The 13,636-nt window shown below is 65.8% G+C and carries 27 protein-coding genes; 9 read left to right on the top strand and 18 right to left on the bottom strand.

The window, feature by feature from the left end:
* Positions 1–211: 211 nt before the first annotated feature.
* From IVA91_RS32070 to IVA91_RS31990, 17 genes are all read right to left on the bottom strand, one after another.
* Positions 212–781 carry a transcription termination/antitermination NusG family protein gene (locus tag IVA91_RS32070; RefSeq protein WP_247460215.1) on the bottom strand — a complete coding sequence of 190 codons (570 nt, stop codon included), beginning with the start codon at positions 779–781 and terminating at the stop codon, positions 212–214.
* Positions 782–832: 51 nt separating this feature from the next.
* On the bottom strand, positions 833–1,927 hold the full coding sequence (locus tag IVA91_RS32065) for a helix-turn-helix domain-containing protein (protein WP_247460213.1): 1,095 nt from the start codon (positions 1,925–1,927) through the stop codon (positions 833–835).
* Positions 1,928–2,029: 102 nt separating this feature from the next.
* Positions 2,030–2,362 (bottom strand): hypothetical protein, encoded by a 333-nt coding sequence (locus IVA91_RS32060; protein WP_247460211.1) that lies wholly within the window; start codon positions 2,360–2,362, stop codon positions 2,030–2,032.
* Complete coding sequence (locus tag IVA91_RS32055) at positions 2,352–2,831, bottom strand: hypothetical protein (RefSeq protein ID WP_247460209.1); 480 nt, start codon at positions 2,829–2,831, stop codon at positions 2,352–2,354. The genes IVA91_RS32060 and IVA91_RS32055 overlap by 11 nt, the downstream gene beginning before the upstream one ends.
* The gene (locus tag IVA91_RS32050) at positions 2,828–3,043 is read right to left on the bottom strand and encodes a cytochrome C (RefSeq protein WP_247460207.1); all 216 of its coding nucleotides are present in this window, start codon (positions 3,041–3,043) and stop codon (positions 2,828–2,830) included. The genes IVA91_RS32055 and IVA91_RS32050 overlap by 4 nt, the downstream gene beginning before the upstream one ends.
* Positions 3,040–3,297 (bottom strand): hypothetical protein, encoded by a 258-nt coding sequence (locus IVA91_RS32045; protein WP_247460206.1) that lies wholly within the window; start codon positions 3,295–3,297, stop codon positions 3,040–3,042. Before IVA91_RS32045 ends, IVA91_RS32050 begins: the two co-directional genes overlap by 4 nt.
* A 41-nt stretch (positions 3,298–3,338) precedes the next feature.
* Positions 3,339–3,527, bottom strand: coding sequence for a hypothetical protein (locus IVA91_RS32040; RefSeq protein WP_247460204.1), 189 nt, complete (start codon positions 3,525–3,527; stop codon positions 3,339–3,341).
* Positions 3,524–4,027, bottom strand: coding sequence for a hypothetical protein (locus tag IVA91_RS32035; RefSeq protein ID WP_247460202.1), 504 nt, complete (start codon positions 4,025–4,027; stop codon positions 3,524–3,526). Before IVA91_RS32035 ends, IVA91_RS32040 begins: the two co-directional genes overlap by 4 nt.
* Before the next feature lie 14 nt (positions 4,028–4,041).
* Positions 4,042–6,330 carry an MT-A70 family methyltransferase gene (locus tag IVA91_RS32030; protein ID WP_247460200.1) on the bottom strand — a complete coding sequence of 763 codons (2,289 nt, stop codon included), beginning with the start codon at positions 6,328–6,330 and terminating at the stop codon, positions 4,042–4,044.
* Positions 6,327–6,833: an HNH endonuclease gene (locus IVA91_RS32025; RefSeq protein WP_247460198.1), complete on the bottom strand. Its 507-nt coding sequence runs from the start codon at positions 6,831–6,833 to the stop codon at positions 6,327–6,329. The genes IVA91_RS32030 and IVA91_RS32025 overlap by 4 nt, the downstream gene beginning before the upstream one ends.
* A complete protein-coding gene (locus IVA91_RS32020; protein ID WP_247460196.1) occupies positions 6,830–7,309 on the bottom strand; it encodes a DUF2312 domain-containing protein in 480 nt (159 codons plus the stop codon). Before IVA91_RS32020 ends, IVA91_RS32025 begins: the two co-directional genes overlap by 4 nt.
* On the bottom strand, positions 7,306–7,506 hold the full coding sequence (locus tag IVA91_RS32015) for a hypothetical protein (protein WP_247460194.1): 201 nt from the start codon (positions 7,504–7,506) through the stop codon (positions 7,306–7,308). Before IVA91_RS32015 ends, IVA91_RS32020 begins: the two co-directional genes overlap by 4 nt.
* A complete protein-coding gene (locus IVA91_RS32010) occupies positions 7,503–7,694 on the bottom strand; it encodes a hypothetical protein (protein WP_247460192.1) in 192 nt (63 codons plus the stop codon). The genes IVA91_RS32015 and IVA91_RS32010 overlap by 4 nt, the downstream gene beginning before the upstream one ends.
* Complete coding sequence (locus IVA91_RS32005; protein ID WP_247460190.1) at positions 7,691–7,912, bottom strand: hypothetical protein; 222 nt, start codon at positions 7,910–7,912, stop codon at positions 7,691–7,693. Before IVA91_RS32005 ends, IVA91_RS32010 begins: the two co-directional genes overlap by 4 nt.
* Entirely contained in the window at positions 7,909–8,067 is a 159-nt protein-coding gene (locus tag IVA91_RS32000; protein ID WP_247460188.1) for a hypothetical protein, read from the bottom strand. Before IVA91_RS32000 ends, IVA91_RS32005 begins: the two co-directional genes overlap by 4 nt.
* Entirely contained in the window at positions 8,064–8,468 is a 405-nt protein-coding gene (locus tag IVA91_RS31995) for a hypothetical protein (protein WP_247460186.1), read from the bottom strand. Before IVA91_RS31995 ends, IVA91_RS32000 begins: the two co-directional genes overlap by 4 nt.
* Before the next feature lie 37 nt (positions 8,469–8,505).
* Complete coding sequence (locus tag IVA91_RS31990) at positions 8,506–8,754, bottom strand: hypothetical protein (RefSeq protein WP_247460184.1); 249 nt, start codon at positions 8,752–8,754, stop codon at positions 8,506–8,508.
* Between the two features lie 9 nt (positions 8,755–8,763).
* On the opposite strand from IVA91_RS31990, the gene IVA91_RS31985 reads away from it, so the two are divergent.
* On the top strand, positions 8,764–9,132 hold the full coding sequence (locus IVA91_RS31985) for a helix-turn-helix transcriptional regulator (RefSeq protein ID WP_247460183.1): 369 nt from the start codon (positions 8,764–8,766) through the stop codon (positions 9,130–9,132).
* Here IVA91_RS31985 and IVA91_RS31980 read toward each other — a convergent pair.
* Entirely contained in the window at positions 9,129–9,308 is a 180-nt protein-coding gene (locus tag IVA91_RS31980; RefSeq protein ID WP_247460181.1) for a hypothetical protein, read from the bottom strand. The two genes, IVA91_RS31985 and IVA91_RS31980, sit on opposite strands and share 4 nt — an antisense overlap.
* A 235-nt stretch (positions 9,309–9,543) precedes the next feature.
* Between IVA91_RS31980 and IVA91_RS31975 the strand changes: the two genes are divergently transcribed.
* The 8 genes from IVA91_RS31975 (at position 9,544) to IVA91_RS31940 (ending at position 13,550) form a co-directional block, all read left to right on the top strand.
* Positions 9,544–9,957, top strand: coding sequence for a hypothetical protein (locus IVA91_RS31975; RefSeq protein WP_247460179.1), 414 nt, complete (start codon positions 9,544–9,546; stop codon positions 9,955–9,957).
* Positions 9,954–10,220, top strand: coding sequence for a hypothetical protein (locus tag IVA91_RS31970; protein WP_247460178.1), 267 nt, complete (start codon positions 9,954–9,956; stop codon positions 10,218–10,220). Before IVA91_RS31975 ends, IVA91_RS31970 begins: the two co-directional genes overlap by 4 nt.
* On the top strand, positions 10,217–10,642 hold the full coding sequence (locus tag IVA91_RS31965; RefSeq protein ID WP_247460176.1) for a hypothetical protein: 426 nt from the start codon (positions 10,217–10,219) through the stop codon (positions 10,640–10,642). The genes IVA91_RS31970 and IVA91_RS31965 overlap by 4 nt, the downstream gene beginning before the upstream one ends.
* A gap of 217 nt (positions 10,643–10,859) precedes the next feature.
* Complete coding sequence (locus tag IVA91_RS31960; protein WP_247460174.1) at positions 10,860–12,020, top strand: tyrosine-type recombinase/integrase; 1,161 nt, start codon at positions 10,860–10,862, stop codon at positions 12,018–12,020.
* Positions 12,017–12,328: a hypothetical protein gene (locus IVA91_RS31955; RefSeq protein ID WP_247460172.1), complete on the top strand. Its 312-nt coding sequence runs from the start codon at positions 12,017–12,019 to the stop codon at positions 12,326–12,328. The genes IVA91_RS31960 and IVA91_RS31955 overlap by 4 nt, the downstream gene beginning before the upstream one ends.
* Positions 12,329–12,508: 180 nt before the next feature.
* Positions 12,509–12,985 (top strand): DUF6680 family protein, encoded by a 477-nt coding sequence (locus tag IVA91_RS31950; RefSeq protein ID WP_247460170.1) that lies wholly within the window; start codon positions 12,509–12,511, stop codon positions 12,983–12,985.
* A gap of 20 nt (positions 12,986–13,005) precedes the next feature.
* Entirely contained in the window at positions 13,006–13,239 is a 234-nt protein-coding gene (locus tag IVA91_RS31945; RefSeq protein WP_247460168.1) for a hypothetical protein, read from the top strand.
* A 23-nt stretch (positions 13,240–13,262) separates the two neighbouring features.
* Positions 13,263–13,550, top strand: coding sequence for a hypothetical protein (locus tag IVA91_RS31940; RefSeq protein ID WP_247460166.1), 288 nt, complete (start codon positions 13,263–13,265; stop codon positions 13,548–13,550).
* Positions 13,551–13,636 lie beyond the last annotated feature (86 nt).

Here is a 13,636-nt window from a genome sequence, read left to right as displayed (position 1 = left end):
TCTAGGGAGGAAACGCCCAAGGAGGGCAGTGGCGGACGCATCACCGGCCACCGCACACCCTACACACGCAAAAGCCCGGCGCGATGGCCGGGCTTATTTCACATGAAATGATTTTCCGAATCCCCTCAACTTCCATTTCGCAGCTGGTGCGAAGCTGGATGCGCCGGAGAGAGCTGCTCCGTTCGAGCCATTCAGTGCGCGGTCGCAACACCTAGGCTGACTCGATCTGACCCTCCTCGAATTCGACGGGGGTCATGCGCTTGAAGATGTCGACAAGGACATTGAGTCGGCCCTTCGAGTCAAGCCGGTCGATCGTGCCCTGAAAGGATGCGAACGGGCCGCTGTTGATACGCACCAGCTGACCGACGCTCCAAAGGCGCTTGCGACGTGCGATCGGGACCGAGCCCATGGCCTCCAGCGCCCGCACGTTCGCCATGTCGGTGCGCTTCAGATAGGGATAACAATCGCCCATCTTGAAGTAGCCGTCGACTCCGTCGACCTTGACGCCACCGAGCGCGGCCTGGAAGTCCGGGATGAAGATCGCCTGCGCAAACAGCGGCGCGGCGACGTCGCACAGACGACCACGGTGCATGGTCCGCTTGCGGACCACGGGAAAATAGGCGCTGACGCCGCGCTCACGGAAGGTCCGCATGACCTTTCGCTCCTTGTGAGGGTAGGTCAGCAGCAGAAACCAGCGCTCCGGCTCGAGCGGCACCGCGGCAACCTCATCGAGCAGCGGCACATACTCGACGAAATCCCCGATTTTATAGGCCATAGTCATAGGTTCTCCCCTGCCCTGTGATGCGTCATCGTGATGCTAGTTCGGTGATGCTTATGCAGCTTCCGAATCGGGCCAGCCCCCGTCCTTGCGCGGCGGCCATGGCCCAGGCGCGTAGAAGCCGTGTTCGCTGCCGCGCTGCTCGAGGAGCGGCGACCTCACGCCGAAAACGTGCGCGGCGAGGAATGCCTGCCACGCGGCGATTTGCTGGCGATCGGTTATCCACCGCCAAGACGCTTTGTCGCCGACCTCGGCGAAGGCGAGGATCTGCGGCGTGATGCTGCCGCGATAGATGACCTTACCGGCGTTTACGAACAGCCGCGCCTTGGCGACCGCGTACAGCGCTTCCAGCGCGCAATGCTCGCGACTGCCGACATCGGACCACACCCGTAGAGCGCTGCCATCTGCAGAACTTTCACCCTGCCGCAGCAGCGTCCAACGCTTCTCCTCGAGATAGCGCCAGCCCGCGGGGACGGACTTTCGCCCCTGCCGCTTCAGCTCGTCCAGGAACGGCCCGATGCCTTCGAGCGCAGCTTTCTCCTCGTCAGGCGTCAGCGCATCGGCGGCGTAGTCGGTCCGATGGCGATCATCGACAGCCGCTGTCGGCCAGCGCTTGCGGAACTCGGCCTTGAAGCGCTCCTTGCGATCCCTCGCGCGCGCACCCGCGTCTCTCTCAGTCGTTTTAAGGGGGCGTTCTAAGGGGTCGTTATTGGTGCCCGCGTATGTGTGGGCACCCGTGCCCGCGCTAGGATGGGCACCCGTGCCCATGGGCGGGCACCCCTGCCCACCAGCGGGCACCCCCTCCCCATTTTCCGGCACTTCCGCGATTTCTGCATGGCTCGCGTCGTCGACGTCGTCGTTCTCGCTTGCGAGGCCTTTCAGGTCGATATCGTCGCGGTCGAGCTTCACGCGATATGCATAGCTCGACGACGGCGTCGAATCTTCCGGGCGCCAAGTGTCGCGCCGCCGCTTCTCCACCCAACCGGCCTCATAGAGCCGCTCGAGCGAGCGCTGCAGCGTGGCGCGGCCGCAGCCCAGCTCTTCGGCCATGCGGACCTGGCTGCGCATGCACCAACCGGCGCGATCGATGTGACGGCCGAGCAGACACAGCGTTTGCAGGTCGCGCGGCTCGAGCGAGCGATCAGTCACCGCCCCCGCGGGAATGATCGACAGACGAGGATTAGACACGTGATGCCTTGAGAATTCGAGTCAACTGGACGCGGTAAGCAACTGGCACAAAGAAACGTTTTGCTATCGCGGCCCCATCAGCATGATCTGCACGATGCGCTCGTCGGAATAGTTCCAGAACAAGCCGCGTTCGATCGCGTCGCCGAGGCGGACCAGCCAGATGGCGGGAAAGCGCTTCACCTTGACGAGATGGTCACGGACCACGGCGAGCTTCTCGGGCGCCATGGCATCGACCTCATCGTCGCCGAGCAGCTGGTTGGTCGATCGAACGTAATTCGCGATTTCCAGCTCGCCGAGCTTGCCGGCCTCGATCACCAGCTGCTGGATGACGTTTGCAAGCTTGGTTGAGGGCTCGCCGCCAGCGGAAAGTGTGGTGAGGATGAGGTCAGCGGACATCGGAGCCCCCTCGTCCGGCAAGCCGCTGTACGGCGGCCGTAGCGGACCTAGTGCGCTCGTCGAGCGCCGACCGGCCAGGCGGCGGGTCGCCGAACACGCCGCCCGTGAGGCCGCGCTCGGCGATGCGCAGCATCAGCTCGGCACGCTCGCGAAGGCCATCGAGATCAACGGCGCGATAGCCGCCATGCTCGGCCGGCAGCGGGATCTTCATCTCCACCGGCTGCGCAGGCCGGTTCACCTTCGGCCGCGGCTTGCCGCCGCCGACCGGCCGCCCGCCACTGCGCGCTTTGCCGTAGTGGTTCGCTGCGTTGACCGCGAACAGCTTGGTGTAATAGCGGACCTCGCACGCCTCTGGCGAACGGCCCAAGCGCGGCCCGATCGCGTTGAAGCGGAGCTTTTCGCGGTCGCGCAGGAACAGCAGATGATCCTGCTCGGCGTCGTCCCAAGGCAAGGGCATAGGCCTACTCATGCCGGCACCTCAACAGCCTCGCACGCCGGCGTGCCGCCTCCGCGCTGGATCAGAGCGGTGCCGCGAAACCATTCTTTCCAGTGCTGGGCAAAGCCGCGCTCGTCAGTTTCGTGGCGCGAGACGCAGACGATTTCGCAGCCCTCGCGCTCGCAAACCTTGCGGGAGCTGTGGCCGTCGTCGCTGCGGACCTTCTCACTCCATTTGTGCTTCATTCCGCCGCCTCGAACATGTCGGACGGCTGCTCCAGTTCACGAGTCCCCGCGTAGCCAGTTGCGATGAGTGCCCGCGCGACCAGATGCCAGACGTGGATGCGCAGACGCGGATAGGCCCGCACTTTGCCGGCGCGCTGACGGACGCCCTGATCCAGCTGCTCGCGGCATCTGCCGCGCAGAGTTTCGACGTCGTAATCGCCGAGATCCTTGTCGCCGCCGACGTTGCAGATACGCATCCGCGCCAGCTCGGTCACCTTTCGAGTTATTGCCGAATGCAGCTCAACCCTGATGACGATCACTGCTGCGATCTCCGCACGCGCGCCTCGAGGTCGCCGAGGACGATGGTGGTCTCAGGGCCGGAGACGTCAGCAACCACGCGCGCGGCGAGCCGGCCGCGCTGCCACCAGGCGATGGTGTAGCCGAGCATGAAGCCGGCAAAGAACACGACGAAGCCGCCGCCGATCAGGATCTGCTCGCGGATCATTTGCGGCCCCGGTTGCGGTCAGACTTTTCGCCCTCGGCAATCACCAGCGCGGCGGCGCGGACCAGGTCGCGGCGATTGTCCTGCGGCTTCCACCAGTCGAGCGACCAAGGCCACACCATCGGTGGCTCCGGCCCAAAGTCGTCGTCCGCGCGACGGCGCCAAGTCGGCATGATTGCGTAAGCCGAGCCCGCGGCCGCCAGCTCACCAACCGGATGCGTGTCGTCATGCGCTGTCGACCAACCCTCCTGCTCGATCTGCCGGAAGCGCTCAGCGATGACGGCTTGCATGAACGGCGACAGCGGCCTGCGGATATGCAGGGCCTCGAACACGCGCCGCAGCAGGTACGAGCGCGCGATCGAGATCGCGGTCATGATCAGCGCAAACAGAAGGTTTTGCCGGAACGAAACGGTCACGCCGAGTAGCGGCAGGAAGTATACCTGCGCCGCGAGGCTGATACTGAACCCCACGACGATGTTGATGACGCTCTCGATGAGCGACATGACCTTGCTTTGCTTCACGGCGTTGCCCCCTGCTGTTGAACGGATGCCGGCGAAACCAGCTGCGCCAGGAAGGCGCGGCCGTCGTCGGTCACGGAAATCTTGGTCAGGCCGCAATGCGCAAAGCTCTTGCCGACCAGGTGACGCAGCATCTCGGGCTCGATCGCGCGGCCAGCGTCGATCTCGAGCAGCGCAAGCTGCTCGGCCAGCTCGTCGCCATCGATCGGCAGACGCGTCTGCAGCACGCCGTCGACTACTTCGGCTTGCGGCGCATCGTCGAGCTGGCGCGCGACGTCGAACAGGCTCGGTTGCGGCGCGCGGTAAGCCTCGGTGAGATCGGCTACCGCGACCTGACGCTCGGCAGCTTCCAATTCGCGCAGACGGTCCCAGCCGGCGCCGCGCAGCGACCACTGGCCACCGCTGCCGAGGTACGCCATCTCGCGGGCTTGCCAGTGCGGGCCGAGCACATCGCAGAGCGTGCGCTGCGGGTGGCAAAAATCGGACAGGATCTTGAGCTGCTCGCGCTCAGTGAGTTCAAGCGCGTCCAGCTCGGCCGGCGCGAGCCAATCGGAGCCGGCGAGTTGCTCGATGGTGACGACGTCGCCGGCGTCATAGGGCGCGCGCTCCAGGCCCGCGACGGCCGCAGCGGCGCTGGCCCCATCAGTTGCTTCCGCCGCGGCCGTCTCGGTCTCACCGGAGGGCCCCGGGAGCTGCGAATTCTGAGCGATCACCTCGCGCCAATGCGCGTCGCACGCCTGGTCGCGCGCGAGATCAAATGGCGCGCCCTCACAGCGGAACGACCAGCCGCACTGGCAGGTGGCGACATCGAACGAAACGTCGCCCTCGTAATCGCGCGTCATCTTCAGGACGTGCCGATCCGCAATCGCGGGGTGCTGCCAGAGCCGCGCTTCGTCCTGCGCCTCGCGGTAGGCGACGAAGGCCGCGCGGCGCGCTTCGACCTCAGCAGCAGGCACGCTGTCGGGCGCATCGAAGCCCCATGCGGCCCAGCCATCGCGCCGGCGCCGTGCGTTGAATTCCACCTTCGGCGTGGTCGGCCAGTGAAACTCGACGATCTCGTGCAGATTGTCGGGCTTCTCGGAATGCTCGCCGACTGGCGCCGAGAAATTGCTGCGGAAATGCGCGGTCGCCGGCGGCACCACGTTGCCGCGCTTGCCGACCAGGACGACCTCATGCTCGCCGGTGACCCAATAACCCGGACCTCGCGCGGCGCCAGCCCGCTCCTTGTTCCAGACCAGGCTGGTGACGTACTCGAAGCCCTGTAGCTCGAGCACCTTGATGCCGATCGCCAGGTGCGGAATCGTCACCCACTTAAACAGGATGCAATCGGGCGCGAGGCAGGCGAAGCGTTCGGCGCAGCGCGCAACGATCGCCTCGGGCGTCTGCGCGTCCGCGGCCGTCTCGTAATGCATCGACGGGCTTTTTTCGCTGCCGGTCTCCTCGGACCACGCCGCGTGATGCCACTCGAAATCCTCGATCGCGACGCCATAGAAGCTGCCGGGCAGCGCCTGGACCTTGCGGCCAAACGCCTGCTCACGCTCGGCCCGCCGCTCTTTCTTGGCCGCGATTTTCTCGACCCGGATCTCGCGAATCAGCGGCGCCAGCGCCTTCTTGGCCTCGTCGGTGAGCCGGCCGGAGGCGTCCCGCGTCAGCGCCTTGGCGATCTCGGCCTGGCGCTCGACCGGCTGGGTCGCGATCTCGGCCGCCGCGGCGACGGAGAGATCGCCGGACTTGACCGCTTCGACCACCTCCGGCACGGCCCTCTTGACGACGGTGCGCGCCCGCTCGACGCCGGCGACATCCGTCCCGAGAGCGGCAGCGGCGTGGTCGCGGGAAAATCCCGCAGATTGCGGCATTTTCCCCGGGCGGCCCTTGCCCATGGTGACCAGCTCGGCCGCCACGATGCGGCGCTGGTCGTCGGTCAGGTGCCGGCGGTTGAGGTTTTTCGAGAGGACGTAGTCGAGCGGGTCGCCTTGTGTCGCCTCGTTGAACGGATAAAACAGCCAGCTGTCGGGCGCCAACGCCGACGCCGACAAGGCCTGCCCTTCCAGGCCGAGCGCCTCCCATTCCGAGCCCTCGCCCCAGCCCGGTCCGAGCACCTCGCCGGTGGTCGCCAGCCAGACCAGTGCGCGATAGCGATTGCGGCCGTCCAGGATTGCATCGCCGAGCAGATCGATGCGATCGCGCAGGCCGTTCTCGCGGATGTCCTCGGCGAGGTCATAAAATTCCTGCCCCTCGATCAGCGGGAACAGGTTAGCGAAGCGATGGAACGAGAGCAGCGCGGTCAAAACGGCACCTCCTCCAGCTGTGCCGCGCCTGCCAAGGCGTCGGCGATGATCTGCTGCACGATGGCCTCGAGCGTGGGCGCCGTGCCGCGCGTGCGGCGACTGATCGCGTTGTCGCGCTTGGTGGCCCAGCGCAGATTGCAGCGTCGATTGTCGAGGGTCTGGCCGTTGATATGGTCGACGACATGCGCGGCTAGGAACGCATCGTCCCGGCCGGGATCGGCCGCAATCATGATCTCGCGATGCGCGCGGACGGTTGATCGCCCCGGCCCCACATTGCGCTTGGCGTAGAGCATCCAGCTATCGCCGCGACCGTTGCCGGCGTGCCAGACGTTCCACATGTTTTCCGATAGCCAGGCGTAGTCGATGGCATCGACCAGCATGAAGATCGGCTCGCGCTGCGACAGCCAGATCCGGCGGCACGGTGTGAACGACAGGTCCGGCAGCGCCGACATGTCGAAGGCGACCGCACGCGCATCCGAGATGTTGATCGGCGCCTGCATCATTTCTCGGCCTTCCGCTTCGCCATGAAGCTGTCGAACAGCGGCGGCACGTATTCCTCGGCGCAGGCCTTGCCGTCCTCGGTGCGCCAGAGCCGCATCGGCGTGCCGCCGACACTGGCGATGATCTCGCCGTTGCGCGGGACCAGCATCTGGAACGCTTCGATCACCTCATCGCGGGACATGCCGTCCCGGATCAAGCGCGCGACCTGGACGTGCAGCGGGCTATCCGCCTGCATGCCGAGCGCGTGCATGTAGACGCCATCGATCGACTCGGCCTCGGCGATCTCGGTCGGGTCTTTCTGCCGGCGCTTGATGATGCGACGCATGGCCTTGGTGTCGTAGCCCTTGGCCTTCGCCTCAGCGAACAGCACGCGCTGATCGTCCTTGAGCGCAACGATGTCCTCGACCAGGCGCTCGATGCGCTCGATGTAGGATTTCAACTCCTCGCGGGCATCGGTTCGGTTGAGCTGCTCGGTCACGACGCAAACCCCTTGAGCCAGCGCTGCGCGGCCGAGACCGCGCCGGTGTAGTCGAGGCCGCGGCACTCGGAATCCCAAACGACGAGGTGCTGCGCGATGTAGTGCGGCGTGCGGCGGCGCAGATCCTCGCCCTGCGCCCTGGCGCGCGCGGCGGCGGCCGCGACCATGTCGACGGTGATGACGGGACGGCCGCTCATGGCGCCCTCACAAGCATGGTCTTGGTGGCGCGCCAGCCGTTGCGATTGTTGGTGCCGTCGCGCGCATTTAGCTCGCGCACCATGGCGAGCAGCCGCGGCGAGAGGTCGGCGAACGCAACCGGCTCGTTTTCCCAGATGTCCGGGACCTCGTAGCCGTGCCGCCGATGCCAAGGCGCCCAGACGATCATGACGCCACCTCGAGCAGCCCCTCGTCGGCGCGGTACGGCCGCTCCTGGCCGTAGGCGAGGACGTCCTTGGCGGACCAGGTCGGCGGCACGGGCATCGGCAGGAACGGATCGCCGTCGAACATGATGACCTTCGGCGCCTGGTCGGCGACGACGACGCGGACGGCGCCGACGATCACCCGGCGGTCGAGCCCGAACAGGATGGCGCGGGCGGCCTTCATCGGCGCACCCGGATGCCGAAGCCAGCGTCCTCGCGGCGCGGCAGCATGCGGGCGCCGGCGGCGACCACGAGCACGCCGGCGGCCAGCACCACGGCCAGCATGACCAGGACGCGGAGGTCCTCGGGGTCGGCGATACGCGCAGCGAGGTCGATCATGGCTCAATCCCCTGTTCGGCTTCGGCGAGGCGGCGCTGCGCAGCGGCGAGATCGGCCCGCGCGGCCGCCAAGGTTTCGATGCGGCGATGGCGCTTGACCCAGGTCTGGCCGCAGCCGGCCGTGAGCGCGCGAATGACGAGGTCGCCGTGGGCCGAGGCGATCATGCGGGCGAGCGCCTCGCCGCTCGGCGCGCGGCTGCCGTCAAGCCACAACTCGGCCGGGCGGACATCGCGCAGCCCGGCCATGTCGGCCAAAACCTCGGCGGTTTTCTTCGGAAAATTCTTCCGGAATATCAGGGCGATAGGAAGAAACCACCGATCAGCTGATCGGTCTTTGCCGATCGGTTGATCGGCCGGCTTCTTTGCCAGTTCCGCTCGGTTCCGATAGGTCGTCCGTCCCATGAAGCCCCCGCCCCACATGACGCCGAGTTGCCCCGGGTCAGCCCCCTCGCCGCTTTACCGGCTTGATCCCCCACAGCCGTGGGTCGGCACTCTTGCCGAGCGCGGACAGCGCCTCGGTCAGGATGAGGAAGGTCGGATAGGGAAGCCGATTGCGCGTCCGCGCATTGGTCATCGATTGCGGCGTCGTCTCACCGACCCGAGCAGCCGCGACGGTCCCGCCGAGCGCTTCGATCACGCCCGCTGCCGTCTTGATGACCTGAGATTTCCCCGCCGCCGAATCATCCATGAGGGGCGAATGTATACACGACTTGCTTATTCGCAAAATCCAAGCGACGCGCTAATAGGCTCCACGACAGGGTTAGGGCACGGTCTCGCCATGTCGCGAGACCTCAAAGCCATTGCCGAACGCCTGATTTTGATACGGGAAAGCGTGCATGGCGGCATGACCCAGGCCGCCTTTGGGCGCCTGGTCGGCATCGAGCCGCAAGCTGTTAACAACTACGAAAAGCTATTGCGCCGAATCTCGGTCGACCAGGCCGTCAAGATATGCGCCGCGACCGGCGCATCTCTTGATTACATTTACCGCGGCATCACCGCCGGTCTCCCGGCGGAATTAGCCACCAACATCCAGAAGAAGCAGCGCGAGCGCGCCAAGCGAGCCTAGTCGCTCCGACGCTCGACGGGCCGTGGCCCGCGGATCAGGTAATTTTCCAGCAGGTAGGACGCCTGCGCCAGCACGCCCCGAGCCTCCTCGACATTCTCCGGGAGTTGCACCGCAATTTGCAGCGCCGCCCGCCTCGTTGCATCGGTCTCCCCGATTGATCTCGCTGACAGTCCCATTCCCATTTCCCCAGCTCTACACTAGTCCATGCTAAGCCTTGCGTGGATAACACAGATTGTGTATTCACAATCCGCTTATCCCCTCCGCGGGTGGTGTTCCGCGTCCCGCGGCGGTTGCATTCCTAGGGAATACTCCCCGTCGCTAGTTCCGGCGAGGGGAACGGAGTCAGGACTTTTACGGAGTGGGGATGTCGGTATGTACGCACCTAACTGCATCGACAGCGGCCGGGAAAATGTGGCAGACACAACTGGTAGCGCAACCGGCGCGCGCAAGACCGCGCAGCCATTCCTCGGCGCACGCTCCGAGCGAATTGCCGAGCTAATCACCTGCAGCCGCGTTCTTGACGTCGCCCTCGAGGCGTCGCTTGCGATCCCCGCGCCGGCAATCCGCACCACGCGCAAACGCGGCCAACAGGGCGAGCACAAGGGACTCCGCGGCGAGCCCTGCCAGTGCACCCCCTGGCGCCGGAAAAAGGCGATCCGCTTCCGCCCGTCGACTTGCCGCTGCCACAGCATCGGGCACGAACACTGTCCGGACGCCGAGCCCTGCATCGGCGGATGCGGCCGCAAGACGACAGCGTCACAGACCAACACCCCGGGCTATTGCCCGCACTGCGCCGGCGACGCGCGATGGGTGAAGATCGCATGAGCGGCGTCAGCATCATCCTGGCCCGCGCACTGCAGCGCGACCTCATTGCCCGCGGCGTGCGTCACATCGGCATCGCCGATTGCGAGGCGATCGTCGCCCGCATGTTCGACTGCGTGCGCGCCGTCGAGGCCGGGACCAGAAGCGATGACCACGCCCCGCCGCGGCGCTGCGACACCAATGAGGTCGACCTCGACGGCAGCTGCATGGCCTGCGGCGCCATCCAGGGCGAGGCGTGCCGGCAGCCGGAGAAGGCACGCCAATGACCGCGCCCTTCACCGAAGCGGATTTCAACGGATGGCGCTTCAATCGCAACGGCTCGCATTTCAACGGCGGCAGCGCATTCTTCGGTTATGGCCACCGCTGCATCGACCAGCCGCGGCTGCTGGTGATTGACAAGTTTTTCAAGCGCACGCGCACGACGCAGCGGTCCTACATGGTCGACGGCACCACGCCCTGCGCCACCTTGGCCGACGCGCTCGCGGCCCTCTCGGTCCCGCCGCATCCGAGCGAGGAGCAGCTCGCGCTGCTGCGCTCGCTCTCGACGGATTGGATGAGCCCGGACCGGCGCGGGCCGCTACTGCCGCTGGCGGACATGGGCCTGATCGAATGGGGCCGTGACATCGACAACAAGGTCACCTGCCGGCTCACGGCCGACGGCGCCAAGCTGGCCGCGGAGGCGCGATGACCCCCCTTTCCCCAGCCCTCGAGTCGCATTTCGCGGCGTTCGTGACCATCGACGTTCCACAGCTGGCGCGGCTGTTCCCGATGGACCGGAAAACCATCAAGCGCCATATTGACGCCGGTCGGCTCCCTTTCCGGATCAAGGGCACCGGCCGGGCCAAGCCGCACCGCTGCTTCACCCGCGCGGACGTCGAGGCGCTTCTGACAGGGGACCAGGAAGCATGTCCGTCTACCGCGACAGCCGCTCGCAATTTTACCAATACTCATTCGACATCAACCGTCGTCGCTTTTCCGGCTCCACGGAACGGGACGATGAGCATGCGGCCCGTGAAGTCGAGGCCGAGAAAAAGCGCGAAGCCCGCGCCATCATCGCGCGAGAGCTCGCCGAGCGACGCAGCCCCTTAACGCTCGGTCGCGCCTGCGAGCGCTGGTGGGGCGAGCACGGCCAGCACTTGGCCGACGCGAAGATCAAATCCAGCCTTGACCGCATCGTCGAGATCCTCGGCGCCCGTACCCAGCTCCACGACATTATCGATGATAGCGTCGCGCGTCTGGTCGCCGAGCGGCGCAAGGACAAGCGGCGCGATTCAACCGTCGTCGAGAACGGCCGCGCGCGCATCCTCTACCGTCCCATCACCGCCACAACGGTCAATCGCACGCTGGATCTACTGCGCCGGGTGATGCGGCGCGCGAAGGAGAACTGGAACGCCAGCCTGCCGAATGAGCCGACCTGGAAAAAGCACCGGCTGAAAGAAACTAAGCGGCCCGTGCGCGAGATCTCACCGGGTGAGGAACAGGCGCTCGATGCCGCCGAGGATCTCGATTATGCCGAGCTGCGGCGCTTTGCGATCATCACCGGCTTACGCCGCCGCGAGCTGCTGATCACCTGGCCGCAAGTCGATTTCGATCTCGCGATCGTCAAGGTCCAGGTCAAGGGCGGCGCCTGGCGCACGATCCCGCTCACGAAAGAGGCCTACGGCATTCTCTGGCGCCGGCGCGGCCACCACGCTGTTTTCGTCTTCACCACCAGGGCGCAGCGCAACTGGAAGAATTGGCGTAACCCGAACGATCGCCGGATGAAGGGCGAGCGCCATCCGATCACCTATGAGGGCCTCGGGTCGCACAAGGACCGCGCTTGGAACAAAGCCGGCGTGAAGGCCCGCATCCACGATCTGCGCCACACCACGGGCATGCGCACGCTGCGCAAAACGCGCAACCTTCGCGTGGTGCAGGAGCTGCTCGGCCATACCGACATCAAGACAACGGCGACGTTCTACACCGCCGCGACGGTCGACGACGTTCGCCAGGCGATGGAAGAGACGCACGGCGCGCGCGAGATTGCGCCGCCGGCGCCGAAGCTGATTGAAGGCGGTGGCGAATGATCCTCAAGCTGCGCCCGACCGTGATCGGCGGCGAAACAGCCGAAGGCGACTTCGTCGTGGTTCACGAGGGCCGCGAGGTCGGCCGCATCAGGAAAACCGAGGACCATGTGCACGGGACCGAGGCGCATGCCTGGACAATCACCGTTCCTCTACCCTTGGCCGCATGGTCCCACGGATCGTCGGCGAACCTGGAAGCCGCTAAGGAGGCCTTCCGGACAGCGTGGGAGCAATTCTATTCAAGCCTGACGCCCGAGCAGATCGCGCGCTGGCACCACACCCAGGACGCACGGAAGCCGCCGACGACCTGAAACCCACTAGGAGCCGCACGCATGACGACTACCGGTCGGCCTCCCCGAGCAGCCTGCCTGCTGAGCAGAGGCTGTGAATAGGGCGGATAAGCCCAGGCCTGTATGCGCGGCCGCCGACCACGTGGCATTTTGTCGGAACCGAATCGCTCAAGGGTTGCGAGCGAAGATCAGGAGAGACAAATGACATGGGCTGAAATTATTGCAGTTGCCGCGCTTGTGGTGTCCATCGCCTCAGCCGCGTTTGCGTTCTTCGCACCGATCAGGGCCGAGCGGCTCAAGCGCGAAACAACGCAGCGGGAGCGCGAACTAAATTGCTTCTCGATCTTAATGTCGGAGCGCGGCCGATGGGGATCGGCCAATATGCTGGCCGCCCTGAACGCCGTGAAGGTCATCTTCCGGGACAACCACGACATTTTGGACAAGTGGTTCATTTGCTATTCGAAGGTGGGCACCCCGGATGGGTCGGTCGATCACTACAACGAGCTTCTCGCCGCGATCGGAAGGCATGTAGGTTTGCCGATGAGGCGGGAGGACCTCGACAATTTTTTCACCAATCCACTCGAGCAGCGCGAGACTGCGATCCGGCAAGCCCAAGTGCATCGCGCTTTCGCCGAGCTGTCGGCAAACACCTTACCGGCCCTTCCGGGAGAAGGGTGAAGCTACCAGGAGCCCACCCAATGAGCACCGAAGCCAAAATCGCAACGGAGCTGGCGGCGCGGCTCGAGGCCGCACTGATAGCGACAATGACGGGCGGACCGGCGCCGGCGCAAAGGCCGACCGCCCTGCGGCTGCGCGGCCGCTCGTTCGAGACGGTCGAGCTGGATGACGCCGGCAACGCGATCGAGCCGCCGCCGCGGTGCCCGCGATGCGGCCCAATATTCCTCTGCAGCACGCATTCTGTGGCGACCTGAGAAAGCCGCTAGGAGCCCTGCCCATGCGCCGGAGCGACCTCGCCCCCACACAGACAGCCCCCGGGTCCGAAATAACGCACCAGCGCCGCGCTGTGCGCGACGTCGCCAGCTTCCCGCGCCGGCCGTTGCTGCTCTCCGAAAAACAGCGCGACTTCCTGCGCCGGCGCACGCGGCCGTTCCTGGAGGGCATGGGACCGGACCGACCATTGAGCCTGTTGCTCGAGGAGGCCTATCTGCAGGGCATGCGCGATGCCGCGCAGGCGATGCAATCACCGGAGAATTCACCGGAGCGCGGCGCGGAGCCGGCTTAAGCCTTTGCTGAGTAGCGGATTTTGCCTCCGCGCCCGGAATGTTTCTACTCCGCGGGTTGCAGGTTCGAGTCCTGCCGGGATCGCCA

It is taken from the genome of Bradyrhizobium sp. 153, assembly GCF_023073835.1.
GTDB lineage: Bacteria > Pseudomonadota > Alphaproteobacteria > Rhizobiales > Xanthobacteraceae > Bradyrhizobium.
Note: the sequence above shows the minus strand (reverse complement) of the source record. Positions and strands in the feature narration are given on the sequence as shown.

Excerpts from the sequence above, each read along its gene's own strand:
- IVA91_RS32000 (WP_247460188.1), bottom strand. The coding sequence starts at position 8,067 with ATGATCGACCTCGCTGCGCGTATCGCCGACCCCGAGGACCTCCGCGTC.
- IVA91_RS32060 (WP_247460211.1), bottom strand. The coding sequence starts at position 2,362 with ATGTCCGCTGACCTCATCCTCACCACACTTTCCGCTGGCGGCGAGCCC.
- IVA91_RS32025 (WP_247460198.1), bottom strand. The coding sequence starts at position 6,833 with ATGATGCAGGCGCCGATCAACATCTCGGATGCGCGTGCGGTCGCCTTC.
- IVA91_RS32010 (WP_247460192.1), bottom strand. The coding sequence starts at position 7,694 with ATGATCGTCTGGGCGCCTTGGCATCGGCGGCACGGCTACGAGGTCCCG.
- IVA91_RS31980 (WP_247460181.1), bottom strand. The coding sequence starts at position 9,308 with ATGGGACTGTCAGCGAGATCAATCGGGGAGACCGATGCAACGAGGCGG.
- IVA91_RS31940 (WP_247460166.1), top strand. The coding sequence starts at position 13,263 with ATGCGCCGGAGCGACCTCGCCCCCACACAGACAGCCCCCGGGTCCGAA.
- IVA91_RS31985 (WP_247460183.1), top strand. The coding sequence starts at position 8,764 with ATGTATACACGACTTGCTTATTCGCAAAATCCAAGCGACGCGCTAATA.
- IVA91_RS31970 (WP_247460178.1), top strand. The coding sequence starts at position 9,954 with ATGAGCGGCGTCAGCATCATCCTGGCCCGCGCACTGCAGCGCGACCTC.
- IVA91_RS31960 (WP_247460174.1), top strand. The coding sequence starts at position 10,860 with ATGTCCGTCTACCGCGACAGCCGCTCGCAATTTTACCAATACTCATTC.
- IVA91_RS32040 (WP_247460204.1), bottom strand. The coding sequence starts at position 3,527 with ATGATCCGCGAGCAGATCCTGATCGGCGGCGGCTTCGTCGTGTTCTTT.
- IVA91_RS32070 (WP_247460215.1), bottom strand. The coding sequence starts at position 781 with ATGACTATGGCCTATAAAATCGGGGATTTCGTCGAGTATGTGCCGCTG.
- IVA91_RS31995 (WP_247460186.1), bottom strand. The coding sequence starts at position 8,468 with ATGGGACGGACGACCTATCGGAACCGAGCGGAACTGGCAAAGAAGCCG.
- IVA91_RS31990 (WP_247460184.1), bottom strand. The coding sequence starts at position 8,754 with ATGGATGATTCGGCGGCGGGGAAATCTCAGGTCATCAAGACGGCAGCG.
- IVA91_RS32015 (WP_247460194.1), bottom strand. The coding sequence starts at position 7,506 with ATGAGCGGCCGTCCCGTCATCACCGTCGACATGGTCGCGGCCGCCGCC.
- IVA91_RS31965 (WP_247460176.1), top strand. The coding sequence starts at position 10,217 with ATGACCGCGCCCTTCACCGAAGCGGATTTCAACGGATGGCGCTTCAAT.
- IVA91_RS32050 (WP_247460207.1), bottom strand. The coding sequence starts at position 3,043 with ATGAAGCACAAATGGAGTGAGAAGGTCCGCAGCGACGACGGCCACAGC.
- IVA91_RS32005 (WP_247460190.1), bottom strand. The coding sequence starts at position 7,912 with ATGAAGGCCGCCCGCGCCATCCTGTTCGGGCTCGACCGCCGGGTGATC.
- IVA91_RS31950 (WP_247460170.1), top strand. The coding sequence starts at position 12,509 with ATGACATGGGCTGAAATTATTGCAGTTGCCGCGCTTGTGGTGTCCATC.
- IVA91_RS31955 (WP_247460172.1), top strand. The coding sequence starts at position 12,017 with ATGATCCTCAAGCTGCGCCCGACCGTGATCGGCGGCGAAACAGCCGAA.
- IVA91_RS32035 (WP_247460202.1), bottom strand. The coding sequence starts at position 4,027 with ATGTCGCTCATCGAGAGCGTCATCAACATCGTCGTGGGGTTCAGTATC.
- IVA91_RS31945 (WP_247460168.1), top strand. The coding sequence starts at position 13,006 with ATGAGCACCGAAGCCAAAATCGCAACGGAGCTGGCGGCGCGGCTCGAG.
- IVA91_RS32055 (WP_247460209.1), bottom strand. The coding sequence starts at position 2,831 with ATGAGTAGGCCTATGCCCTTGCCTTGGGACGACGCCGAGCAGGATCAT.